We start from the raw sequence: 11,222 nt of genomic DNA, 5'->3' as shown, positions 1-11,222 counted from the left end.
TCGGGATCGGCTGCCTTGATCGCCGAGCCGTATTGCACCGTTTTGTCCCACAGCTCGTCATAGGTCGGAGCCTCGGGATGCACGTCGCGATGCGTCACATGCCAAATTTCCGGTTCGTTGTCGAGGGCATACATGCGCACTTTGTCATCCGTGCGGCCCGCGATGTGGTTAATCCAGCCTGTCGCGAATTCCGGTCCTACCTGAACGGACGTATCGCCGGGATCGTTGCCCGTGACATGCTCTCCGCTTGCCAGCACGCCATTGCCCGCATCCCGCAGATCGGGAGACCAGCGAATCTGATTGCCGTACAGATGCTGCGAGAACCCATAGCTCACCGTCCTGTCCTTCGGCGTCCAGCCGATGGTAGGTACGGTAATGAGCACATTATCGCCTCGTCCCAGCACCCGATCGATAAATTTGTCCGAGGTCGAGCCATGAGGCAGAAGTTCGGGTTCGTCGTTGTCATAAGGGTAGTTGATATAGAACCAGTCGTCCGCGCGGTTTGCCGTATCAAGCTGCCAGTTGTATCGCGTCGTTTGGTTGCCGCCCCACCGTTCGATCGGGAAGGACAGCGCCGAGTCCGTTGGATAATTATCATCAAAATTAATGCCGTAGATATCGTTGCTAATCGGCTTGCGCTCCGAGGACTGGTCGATGTCTACCGAGATGCGCGGCAATTCCGGCTCCGGCAATTGTCCCGGATTCGGATTGGCCAGCAGCGCGATATCATCGATATAAACCGTTCCTTGGTTGGCTTCGGTGGCCGCTTGCAGGATAAGACCGTCGAACGTGCCGGAATCCAGTCCCAGATCTGCCAGGTTCACCGTCACCTTCGTCCATTGCCCCGCTGTCAGAACGCCGTCCGGCAGCAATTCTCCCAGATGTACGACGCCTCGCGACTGTCCGCCGTCGTATACATGGAACATAAGCGCCTGTCCGCCTTCTTCGCCGCCATGCAGCCAAAATTCGAAGCCGTAATACTGTTCCAAGTTCAGCTTCTGCTCGCGGTTGATCCAGACGCCGTCCCAGCCGTCCGGCTCGAACTTGATCGAACGGCTGCCGCTATGCGTTTGCTCCGTATTGGCGAAGTCCTTTTCATGCCAGCTGTAGTTGCGGTATCCCTCTGCCAATCCATCCGTATACAAGGGCCGGGACTCGACTTCGGTAATCTGCACATAACCTTCGGCCGTAAAAGTCCGATAGTTTGCGCTCACCTTTACAATGCCTTCACCCAGCGCCGTCAGCTTGCCATTGTCGATTGTCATGAGATCCGGTCGATCAACGGACCATTCCGCGTCATCCGTCACGATCGACGTGTCGCCGGATTTGGAGAAGGTCTCGGCATGGATTTGGCGTTCTTCGCCAGGCATCATCACGACTTGAGGATGACTCAGCCGCAGTTCGGCCACAACGGCCTGCGCCGCTTGCCTTGACGTGACGCCAATGTCGTCGATGTACACGGCCGGTTGTCCCCCTGCAATTCCTCCTGTCAGGCGGAAGCCGTCGAACAGGCGGTGCTCCAGCTGCAATTCCGCCAGATCAATCTCCACCGCTGTCCAGGCATTCGCCGGAATGCCCTCCGGAATCCAGCGTTCCAGCGGATATTCGGCCGCCGCCACTCCTCCTGCCGTTAGCGCCAGCTTAACGGACTGGCCGCCCTCCGCGCCGCCGTTAACATAGAATCGCAGCTTCTCATATTCGTTGACCGTCAGCAAATTGCCGCTGTACAGGTACAGCGCCCGATCTCCGTCCGGGACATATCGAATTGCGTTTTCTCCCGTGCGTCTGACCTTCTGCTGCTCCAATACAACCTCGCCCCAGCTGTAGTTCACCATGAAGCCGGCCAGACTATCATCATAGAGATAGACCCCCTGGATGGGCTCGACAGGCTCCACCGGCCCCGGCTCCCCGCCTCCCGGCTCTTCCCCGCCAGGTTCTCCTCCTCCAGTTCCGCCGCCGGGCTCTTGACCCGACTGTTGTCCTCCGCCGCCAGTGCCCATGCCGGTGAAAGCCATGCTGTCCAAGTAAATCGGGCTCTGCGCTCCCCCGCCCCAGATCAAAATGCCGTCCATCCAGCCTGTTACGCCCGAAGCCGCGAGCGGCACAGTAACCTTGGCCCATTCGTTCCCTGGCACACCTTCCGGCAGCAAATTGGCGGAATCCATCTGGGCGATGCTTCCGCCGCCCAGAGTAAATACGAGCTTGAACGCCGCCCCCTCGCTTCCGCCACCATGCACCCAGAAACTAAATTCCTCGAATTCGCTGGCGTTCATGATTCGATCCTTGTAAAGGTAGACCGCCTCTCCATGGCCAGCCGAAAACCGGATCGATCTAGACCCTTCCCGTACCGTTCCCGCCTCTTCCAGATTGACGCCAGACCAGCTGTTATTGCTAAATCCCTCTCCCAAACGATCGTCAAATACGGTCAACGTCGTACCCGAGCCGAAGGTTCGACTTCCCGGTATAGCCATCTGCGCCAGCAGCAGCGCAGCCATTAACGCAAGCGCGATGGCCCTGATCCCTCTGGTTCTTATGCCTCTTTCCATGTTCATTCTCCTTTTCACTGGCAAGTCTTGGATTGATCAATCACAGTGTAAAAGAATCGCCGGAATCCCAGTAGTTACAATCCGTCATCGTTTTTGTCATACGTGTCACGAAGTGGCTTGCTATGCCGAGTCTCGATCACTCTCCTAAACGCGCAACAGCCGCCGGTCGGCATCCCGTCCCGGGAAGCCAGCCAGCGGCTGTCGTCAACATCAAGCATTATTTAACATGCTCCAACCAGCCCAAAATCAGCTCAGAGGAATGGTAATGACGAGTTCGCACCCTGCAGGCAAGCGGTCCGCACCAGCGGATGCTCGTACAGACACGCTGCCCCCGAGCAGCTCCACCCGTTCCATCATGGAGCTGAGCCCGAAGCCCGGGGCGCTCTGTTCGTAAGGCTCGCCATCGTTGGAGAGGCTGAACCGAAGCTCATTCTCCTCGCATGCGATACGGAAACGGAAGCGATAGCTTCGGCCATGGCGAATGCCGTTCGTCAGCCCCTCTTGCAGCGCATGGCATAAGACTCCTTCCGTCACTGTGCCCAATGACAGCTCGCGAGGCAGCAAAATATCGCTCTCCACCTTAACCTCCATCGTGTCCTCCGCATACTGAATGAGTTCGCGAAGAGATGCCTCCAGCGACAGCGGCTGTTCTTCGTCCGATTTCATCAGCCGAACCGTCTTGCGGATATCGTTTAACCCTTTGCGCACCAACTCATCAAGCAAATCCAGCTTTTCTTGCGGAACTCCGCCTTGCCGATCGGTCAGCTTGCGGGTCGCCTCCAACTGAACGATTGCAGCGGTTAACGTATGACCGACGACGTCGTGCATTTCATAAGCGATACGATTGCGCTCCTCAAGCACCGAGATCTCCGCGAGCGTCTCCGCCTTCTCCCGCAATGTAACGGCAAGCGTCCGGTTCGCCCGCTCCAGCTCGGAGGTTCGGGTATCCACCAGCTTCTCCAGATTACGATGGAATTGCTCCAACTCCCTGTTCTTCACCAGCAGCTCGGCCGCGTTGCGCTCCGACTCCAAATGCACCTGACGAACGCGGACCACGATGACCATGACCGTACAGATCAGGAACAAAAAGAATACATTGGGCAGCATGCCCTCCACCACCCGGTACAGATAGGGGATCTCCATCATAAGTCTCGTTAGCGGCAGGGGGAAGATAAACGCAATAATACTGACGATCGACCCTATCGTAAACGTCCAATACCCGCGCAGCAGCCAACGTTTCTCCAGCCGTGTCGTTTCCCCTCGCGATCCGTAAGCATGACGCGCCAGTGCATAAGTCACCGTGCTGAAGCCGACGAGCGCAATAAAGAGTTCGCCCATCCCGACCCATTGGTGGAAGATGCTTGGTGCAACAGCCGCAAACAAAATGGCCGCAGCCGAATAAAAGCCCATCGCATAATGCGCGAACTTAACATAACGGAAGCTTCCAGCGTTAAGCGCATTCGCATAAAAACCCATGCACGCCCAAATCGCAAATGGAGTGAGCAGCAGCCCCCAATGGTAGGCACTGCTCATCGGAATGAACCATTGCAGAGTACGGCAAGTTAGCAGCAGCCCCCAGCTGGAAGCCAGGCAGAAGAGCGAGAACCACCCGTAGATACGCTCCCTCCTTCTGAGAAACAGCACGAGTCCCGTGACTCCGGCCGCAGTTCCCAGTATGGAATATACGATGAATGCGAGCTCCGACACAATGGAGATAAATAAAATTTGATCCAGCTCGCCCATCATGACGAGGTCGTGTCCCAGCAACCCTGCCTTTTCCCATTCCGCCCGAATAAGCAGATGCCTGCCGGCAGTATCGGATGGTATGCTTGCCGCATGTATCATTCGCGTGGGACTAATATATTTAAGTTTGCCATCCATATTGAACCGGTAGATAGATTCGCCATCCAGGAATGCTTCGAATCTATTCATCATCGAGAAGTACAGATAGGGATTGTTCCAATGCAGATCGGGCAAGGGCCGCTGCAACAACACCGTGCCTTCATAATTGTCGAGCTTGGCTTTGGCGGCTTCATCAAATGGCACCCACTCAGCCTTCTCCGGCGATGACGCCCCGAAAGCGACCTCCCAGTGCAGAGACAGGACAGTGAAAGGTTCTCTTTCTCCATCAATCCGGCTCGACTGGCTTAATAGCACCATGGGCAGGAATGTGCCTATGACAACGGCGCATACAAGCAGCCATGGCAGAAAGGATAGACGTTGCCTTAGTAATTGCATGCAAAGTTAGCTCCTTATGCGGCGTTTTTTGCCGCCCGTCTTGACCTGAGCAAGTTGCGATTGGGCGCGCAGCCGCAATAACGGGTCGGTTGTCACTTTGCTTCAATATTCAGTACGAATCCTCGAGCAGCATTTTCCTCAGCAGCGCAACGGCTGCCTGACGGTCGCTCGTACCGAGTTTATTGTAGATGACGCTAATATAGTTTCTTACGGTTCCTTCGCTCATGAACAAGCCGGAGGATATCTGCTTATTGCTGTACCCGTCGATCATAAGCATAATTATTTTGCGTTCTCGCTCCGTGAACGAATATCCGCTCGCTTTGAGCTTGTCTTCGTCGAATGAATCCGCTCTGCTGTCTGACAAGACGGACAGCTTGGCGGCCAGCTTCGAGGCGATAGGCGCCGGAAGCATAACAGCGCCGCTCATTGCCTCGTGTATCGTCTGCACGATTTTTTTGGACGGCATGTCCTTGAGGAGAAAGCCATCCGCTCCGCCGGCCATCGCGTCGATGATGAAGCGGTCTTCGGCGAAGGTCGTCAGCATAAGCACCACTATGGAAGGATGTTCGCGCTTCAATCTTTTCATTGCTTCGATGCCATCCATGACGGGCATCTTAATATCCATAAGCACAACATCCGGCTGCTGCCGCGACGCCAGCTCCACTGCTTGCAATCCGTTCTCGCATAAGCCGACGATGTCCAAATCCTCTTCCGATTGAAGTATCGTCTGCAGCCCTTCTCTCAGCAAACGCTGGTCGTCGACGATCATAATGGATATCACGGGCTCAGTCACCTCTTATCGTTTCCTTGTTCAATGCTTTTCTCAAAAGTGTAGCAAACACATGGGAAATCGTATAGAGGATTCCAACATTCCATGACAGGTATGACAAAAACGATGACACCCCGTTCGCAGGATCATCCTATTGAACACAAAAAAAACGGGCGGCCTCTGCAATTCATTTGCTAGAAGCATGCCCGTCGGTGTATAACAGTAATAGTGCGAGTTCAAAAAGTTCGGTTTTTAAATTGGAGGATAACCTATGTCTAAACCATTGCAAATATCACCTGACACGGCGATAAAGCTATCCAAGGAGCTTAATGTTCCGATCGAGAATCTGATGCATATGCCAAGGCATATCTTGCTGCAGAAGCTTGCCGAGCTGGCCAAGTCCGAAGCGGACAAAGGAGAGACCAAGCCGCAGTGATGATTCCGTTTGAGAACACATGGCCGTACGAGAACATGATGGGCGACCTGTATGTTGCCGAATGTCCGTTCTGCGACGCCGAGAACGTGCTGCTGCTGCTTAAGCCAAGCGAGCTGCCGCTCATACGCGACGGCAAAAAAAGGCTGATGATCCTTCCTTGCTGCCATGGCAGAATGACCATTATTGACGCGGACAGAGACTACTTGCTCGCGGACAGTCCATTGCGCCGATCAGGGTCCTGACGGCGCAAGGCTGTCTCCGCAGCTAAGGCGATGAAGCCGCAGCCGTGCTTGTCTATACAACCGCCTCGGATTTGATGCCGTCATGCTGCCCCATCTCCTCGCGAATAAGCTGCCATTGCTCCCGGCATGCCCGAATCATGGCAGCGTCCATAATTCGTTTGTCGCTGACGACGCGCGAGAACCACTTAACCGCTTCGTTCCACTCTCCGATCCTCCGGTTCAGCTCGCCGATTAGAAACATCAGTCTGGCATTGTTCAAGCTGTTGCCTTCCAGCTCGTACACCTTGATGTAGGATTCCAGCGCGAATGCGAGGAACCTCTTCTCCTGCGCGACGTTCCCCTCGTAACGGTATAACCACGCGATGTGATGCAGCAAGCCCGACAGAATACGGTCAGGAGCTCCTGTAGCCTGCGCAGCCAGCAAAGCCAGCTTGTACGTCTCCATCGCTTGTCTGCCGGTCCGTTCACCGCTGTATTGAAGTCCCTTCCAGTTCGATCCGATTACATCGTAATAACTTTTCCTCTGCTTGTCGCTTAGACGCTCAAAGCCATTATCCGTCGATGCATAACCACAGCCCGGACATACTTTTACGACATAAAAGTCCGGGTTGACGCCCTTCTCGTAATAACCGCAGAAATCTGAATCCATGCGAGATGCCCTCTTGAAACTCGGTCGAACTCTGGATGTTGTATAAGTCGTTTCACAGCAAATGCAAGTTACCTTGGATTCATATAGCGGTTCCATGAGAATTCACGTCTCCTCTTCTGATGTGTTTACAAAATGATACGCGGGTCCCGACAGTCTCTCGATCAATAAATCCCGCAGCTCTGGCGTATGTCCGGCTTCTTCCAGCGCGCTGCGCATGCAGCTCAGCCACGCTTCCGCATGGCGACGTGTAATGGGAAATGGCATATGCCTTGCTCGCATCATGGGATGGCCGTGCTCATCGGAATATAAGCTTGGGCCCCCGAGAAATTGGGATAAAAACATATACTGCTTGTCTATGACGGGATTAATATCCTCCGGAAATAGCGGTCCTATCAATGGATGAGCCTGCACCTTGGGGTAAAATAACTCGACTATAGTCCTAATACCTTCTGCTTCGCCTACCGCCTCATAGAGGCTAATATTCCTCTTCATCGTCAAAACCATCTCCAAACTGTAGGTAATTAGTATTATAACACATCAAAAATAAAAAAGGACAAAAAAAAGCCCGCGTCCGCGGGACTTAAGACTTATGTGGGTCAGCATCTCATTGATACGATTCGTACTCTTCTTCTGCCGGTGCCGCAATGGACTCCCTGATGACGTAGACAAAAGCGCAGACGAGAATGCCGGCGATAATACTCATGATCATCACTCCAAGCGTGTCAGGATGATTCTATTGTACCATAAAAAACGCTGTTTAAAACCAAAATCGCAAGCGTTTACAAACTGTAATATTCCTGTAACATTCTGCAATAGTTATGGATGTCCCACTCCTAACATATATGTAGGTATGGAGTCCGTACAGGCTCTTCCGTCGGAAGGAGACACACGATGCTGCGCTCAATGATCCACCCGCTGTCCTTGACCGCGATGTCAGCCTTGTTCGTCGCGTTGCTCATGGCCGTCTTTCCCAACGAAACCATATATGCCTCCCTGCGTGGCTTGTCGATTTGGTGGCAAGTGCTGTTCCCTGCCCTTTTCCCCTTCTTCGTGATTTCCGAGGTGCTGCTTGGACTGGGTATCGTTCACTTTCTTGGCAAGCTGCTGGATCCGCTGATGCGCCCTTTGTTCCGACTTCCCGGCATTGGGGGATTCGTCGTTGCGATGGGGTATATGTCAGGCTACCCGGTCGGAGCAAGATTAACCTCCCAGCTTTGGGAACAGAGACTTATTACGCGCATCGAAGGCGAGCGTCTTGTCGCATTCACGACGACCTCGGATCCCATCTTCCTCATAGGGGCCGTATCGGTCGGCTTCTTCCATAATGTCGCCTTGGCGCCGGTGCTTGCGGCCGCGCATTACGGCAGCGGCTTCGCGGTCGGCTTGCTCATGCGGCTTCACGGCAGGAGCGAGGAGATCGGCAGCAAGCGCCATGGGTCATCCGAGCCCTCCGCCGAGAATCCCATCGTCTCCGCTTCTACGTCCTCTTCATCCGCAAGGGGAGATTCAGATCCGTCGCCCTCTGTGCCTGTCGCAGGAGGGAAGACAAGGCAAAGAAGCCGATTCTATTCTGCCCTTCACGCTATGCATGAGGCTCGTCTGCTCGACGGCCGCGACATGGGCAGACTGCTGCAGGATGCCGTGCAATCCGCGCTCAAGCTGATGATCGTCGTAGGCGGACTCGTCGTGTTTTTTTCGGTTGTGATGGAGATGCTTACGCATGCGGGACTTGTCTCCGCGCTGTCCGAAGGGCTCCGACTTGTCCTGGGATTGGCAGGTCTGCCTCCCGCCCTCGCAGACGCAGTCGTCTACGGTTTATTCGAAGTGACGCTCGGCGCGCGTGCGGCAGGCATGGCCGGAACCGGTCTGCTGCATCAGGCCGCGATCGCGGCCTGGGTGTTATCCTGGGCGGGACTATCGGTTCATGCACAGGTTGCCAGCCTCGTCAGCCGGACAACGATGAGGTACCGGCCGTTCCTTATAGCGCGATTGCTCCATGCATTCCTGGCGGCGATTATGGTCTATCTGCTTTGGGGTTTCCTCGGCCCCTCGCTTTAACGCGGCGAATCATCCCGAATAACCTGTCATATCGTTGAAATAAAGGGCGATTTCCGCTATCATCAAAGTACTGACAGTTCGGAAGGAGAACGCGACTTGAAATACGCCGTAATCGACAGAGGGGACCCTTTATCCAAATCGCTGGTCCAACAATTCCATGCACTTGCCGCCGCAAGAGGGTTCGTCCTGGATGAAGAGAGACCCGAATTCGTCATCTCCATCGGCGGAGACGGCACTCTGCTCCAGGCTTTCCACAAGCACGTGGATCATATCGCGGACGTCGCCTTCATCGGCATACATACAGGGCACCTCGGCTTCTATGCAGACTGGAACGCGGACGAAATCGAGGAGCTCGTAAGATTAATGGCGGAGGAGACTCCCAGGCTCGTTCGTTATCCCCTTGCTCAGATCGAGGTGGAAACAAACACCGAGACGCTTCATTACGTAGCGCTTAACGAATTTACCTTGAAGGGCGTAGACGGCACCCTCGTCGCGCAAATCAATATTAACGACGAGCTGTTCGAGATGTTCCGGGGCGATGGCATTGTCATCTCAACCCCATCCGGCAGCACTGCTTATAACAAGAGCTTGGGCGGCGCCATCGTCCATCCGTCCATCGAATCGCTTCAGATTGCGGAGATTGCTTCCATCAATAATCGGGTATTTCGGACGCTCGGCTCCTCCGTCATGCTGCCCAAACACCATCATTGCGACATCATATCCAAGAAGGAGCAGCGAATTCAACTCAGCGTGGACCACGTCAACATGATGCACAGCGACATTCGCTCCATCCGCTGCAGCGTATCGACTCGCAAGGTGACGTTCCCGCGATACCGCGCCTTCACCTTCTGGAACCGCGTACGCGAAGCGTTTATAGACATGACATAAAAGACGCCGGGTACTCTCCTTCGAGGAGATACCCGGCGTCTTTTTATCTTTTTATTCTATGGCTGCTGCGGCTTGTGGTTCTGGCCTTCCGATATAACGGCTGATTCGCTCCCTGCAACCTTAACCGGCTTCTTGCCGCGGTGATCGTTAGGCCTATTGCGATTGTTTTTCCTAAAGGACTGATCGCGGTCACGGCGCTTGTTCTCTCCCGGCTCGGTAGAAGAATCCTTCTCCTGCCCTTGTCCTCCACGGGATGAAGGCTGTCCCTTGCCGCCGTGGCCATGGTGATTGTTGTGGCCATTATGACTCCGATGCCGGGCTCCGCCATGCTGATCCTTTCTCGCAGGGACCTGTCTGTCCATCTCATGACTCTGATCGGCCTCCGAAGTAGAAGAAGCAGCTGCGGATTCCACCGCTGCACGAAGATCGTAGCCCGCCAGCCTTGGAGCCTCGGGATCCACGTTAAGATCCAGATCATCCGCATCCGGCTCGTGATTACCCCCTTGCTTCTTCTCCAGAACGAAATACGCGCAGCCGAAATTGCAATATTCATTAATGTAATCGGATACGCCCGAAAAGCTGCTCTCCTTGGCCGCCTTCTGATGGCCATCGCGGAAGAAACCCTTTAATCGGAGCTGGTTGTAACCCCAGTCGCCGATAATATAATCGTAACGCTCTAATACTTCGCTATACCTGTTACGGAACGCTTCGGGATTCCACCCATTGCGATTTTCGTGCATGAGCTCGTACGATTTGCCCCCGATATGAATCAATGCCATTGTTACCCCCCGCTTCAGCGTCGATTAACGATTAATTGGCTCAGGCCAGCGCTCCCGAAGCGGCGCTTGCGCAGGAACCCGATGAGGACTCCAGACCCAGTTCCATATTGTCTTCCAAAGCCTGGCCCTTCTCTTCTGCGGCGATTGCCGCATGAGCGGAATCCGTCTGTTCGTGCGCATGATACGAGCTGCGTACGAGCGGTCCCGATTCGACATGGCGGAAACCGCGATTTTTGCCCTCGATCTTAAGCTGGGCGAATTCGTCTGGATGAACATAACGTTCGATTGGCATATGCTTAGGCGTAGGCTGCAGGTATTGGCCCAGCGTCAGAATATTGCAATCCACGGCGCGGAGATCGTCCATCGCCTGAATAATCTCGTCATACTGCTCTCCAACGCCCAGCATGATGCTGGACTTCGTCGGAATCTTCGGCTTCATCTCTTTGGCCCGGCGCAGCAACTCCAGAGAACGTTTGTATTTCGCCTTCGCGCGGACGCGATCCGACAGCCTTGCTACGGTTTCGATATTATGATTCAAGATATCCGGATTGGCATCCATAACAACTTGCAGGGCATCCCAATTGCCCATAAAATCCGGAATAAGCACTTCAACCCGG

11 protein-coding genes are annotated in these 11,222 nt (G+C 54.4%); 4 read left to right on the top strand and 7 right to left on the bottom strand.

Annotation, left to right across the window (positions count from 1 at the left end; translation table 11 throughout):
• The 3 genes from PAT3040_RS06205 to PAT3040_RS06195 form a co-directional block, all read right to left on the bottom strand.
• On the bottom strand, window positions 1-2,546 hold a 2,546-nt coding region (locus PAT3040_RS06205), incomplete at its 3' end, for a glycoside hydrolase family 44 protein (RefSeq protein ID WP_219930237.1).
• Window positions 2,547-2,792: 246 nt separating this feature from the next.
• A complete protein-coding gene (locus PAT3040_RS06200; RefSeq protein WP_108991912.1) occupies window positions 2,793-4,784 on the bottom strand; it encodes a sensor histidine kinase in 1,992 nt (663 codons plus the stop codon).
• Window positions 4,785-4,893: 109 nt separating this feature from the next.
• A complete protein-coding gene (locus PAT3040_RS06195) occupies window positions 4,894-5,577 on the bottom strand; it encodes a response regulator transcription factor (protein ID WP_256975930.1) in 684 nt (227 codons plus the stop codon).
• 247 nt (window positions 5,578-5,824) lie between these two features.
• Here PAT3040_RS06195 and PAT3040_RS06190 point away from each other — a divergent pair, with 247 nt between their 5' ends.
• Window positions 5,825-5,989: a YycC family protein gene (locus PAT3040_RS06190; protein ID WP_108991911.1), complete on the top strand. Its 165-nt coding sequence runs from the start codon at window positions 5,825-5,827 to the stop codon at window positions 5,987-5,989.
• Complete coding sequence (locus PAT3040_RS06185; protein WP_087570852.1) at window positions 5,989-6,231, top strand: hypothetical protein; 243 nt, start codon at window positions 5,989-5,991, stop codon at window positions 6,229-6,231. Before PAT3040_RS06190 ends, PAT3040_RS06185 begins: the two co-directional genes overlap by 1 nt.
• A 52-nt stretch (window positions 6,232-6,283) precedes the next feature.
• Here PAT3040_RS06185 and PAT3040_RS06180 read toward each other — a convergent pair whose 3' ends face one another.
• Window positions 6,284-6,976, bottom strand: a complete 693-nt coding sequence (locus tag PAT3040_RS06180) for a DUF2225 domain-containing protein (protein ID WP_108991910.1) — start codon at window positions 6,974-6,976, stop codon at window positions 6,284-6,286.
• A gap of 6 nt (window positions 6,977-6,982) precedes the next feature.
• Window positions 6,983-7,372 carry a globin domain-containing protein gene (locus PAT3040_RS06175; protein WP_087570854.1) on the bottom strand — a complete coding sequence of 130 codons (390 nt, stop codon included), beginning with the start codon at window positions 7,370-7,372 and terminating at the stop codon, window positions 6,983-6,985.
• Window positions 7,373-7,771: 399 nt separating this feature from the next.
• Between PAT3040_RS06175 and PAT3040_RS06170 the strand changes: the two genes are divergently transcribed.
• Together PAT3040_RS06170 and PAT3040_RS06165 are read left to right on the top strand one after the other, a co-directional pair.
• Window positions 7,772-8,938, top strand: coding sequence for a nucleoside recognition domain-containing protein (locus PAT3040_RS06170; RefSeq protein ID WP_108991909.1), 1,167 nt, complete (start codon window positions 7,772-7,774; stop codon window positions 8,936-8,938).
• Window positions 8,939-9,034: 96 nt separating this feature from the next.
• Window positions 9,035-9,826: an NAD kinase gene (locus PAT3040_RS06165; protein ID WP_087570856.1), complete on the top strand. Its 792-nt coding sequence runs from the start codon at window positions 9,035-9,037 to the stop codon at window positions 9,824-9,826.
• A 56-nt stretch (window positions 9,827-9,882) separates the two neighbouring features.
• Here PAT3040_RS06165 and PAT3040_RS06160 read toward each other — a convergent pair whose 3' ends face one another.
• Window positions 9,883-10,605, bottom strand: coding sequence for a YutD family protein (locus tag PAT3040_RS06160; RefSeq protein ID WP_258234866.1), 723 nt, complete (start codon window positions 10,603-10,605; stop codon window positions 9,883-9,885).
• A 40-nt stretch (window positions 10,606-10,645) separates the two neighbouring features.
• Window positions 10,646-11,222: lipoyl synthase (locus PAT3040_RS38425; RefSeq protein ID WP_258234864.1), on the bottom strand; the 577-nt coding region annotated here is incomplete at its 5' end.

This window comes from Paenibacillus agaridevorans (assembly GCF_003112455.1).
Taxonomy (GTDB): domain Bacteria; phylum Bacillota; class Bacilli; order Paenibacillales; family Paenibacillaceae; genus Pristimantibacillus; species Pristimantibacillus agaridevorans.
This window is presented reverse-complemented; position numbering and strand designations above follow the sequence as displayed.

Coding starts and splice junctions, on each gene's coding strand:
- PAT3040_RS06185 (WP_087570852.1), top strand. CDS start 5,989: ATGATTCCGTTTGAGAACACATGGCCGTACGAGAACATGATGGGCGAC.
- PAT3040_RS06190 (WP_108991911.1), top strand. CDS start 5,825: ATGTCTAAACCATTGCAAATATCACCTGACACGGCGATAAAGCTATCC.
- PAT3040_RS06170 (WP_108991909.1), top strand. CDS start 7,772: ATGCTGCGCTCAATGATCCACCCGCTGTCCTTGACCGCGATGTCAGCC.
- PAT3040_RS06180 (WP_108991910.1), bottom strand. CDS start 6,976: ATGGAACCGCTATATGAATCCAAGGTAACTTGCATTTGCTGTGAAACG.
- PAT3040_RS06200 (WP_108991912.1), bottom strand. CDS start 4,784: ATGCAATTACTAAGGCAACGTCTATCCTTTCTGCCATGGCTGCTTGTA.
- PAT3040_RS06175 (WP_087570854.1), bottom strand. CDS start 7,372: ATGAAGAGGAATATTAGCCTCTATGAGGCGGTAGGCGAAGCAGAAGGT.
- PAT3040_RS06160 (WP_258234866.1), bottom strand. CDS start 10,605: ATGGCATTGATTCATATCGGGGGCAAATCGTACGAGCTCATGCACGAA.